Annotated in this window: 1 pseudogene; it reads left to right on the forward strand. The window is 45.6% G+C overall.

The features are described from left to right. Window positions 1-214: 214 nt before the first annotated feature. Window positions 215-305: pseudogene (locus ACTHS3_RS17620) on the forward strand (EamA/RhaT family transporter); the annotation flags it as partial.

The following is a 305-nucleotide window of genomic DNA, read 5'->3' on the forward strand; positions in this document are numbered from 1 at the left end:
GGTTTCGTCAGACTGACGGACAACAAGCGTATGTCTTTGGATACTTGGTTCTAAGCGCAACCGCCCGCCTTGTTTTCAGACGACCTTCGCATCCCGGGGTCGTCTGAAATTTTTGTATGGGTCGTTTGCGGAAAACTAAATATCAAAACAGGACACCAAGAAGGTTGTCTGAAAATTTGTCCACGCATCCGACACATTCAATCAAAGGAAAAACATGATTTATTTATTGGCAAGCATACTGTGCAGCGTGTCTGTGTCGGTATTGCTCAAATTGGCGCGTAAGAACAAAATCGACGTCGCACAGG

The organism is Neisseria sp. P0009.S007, assembly GCF_051962515.1.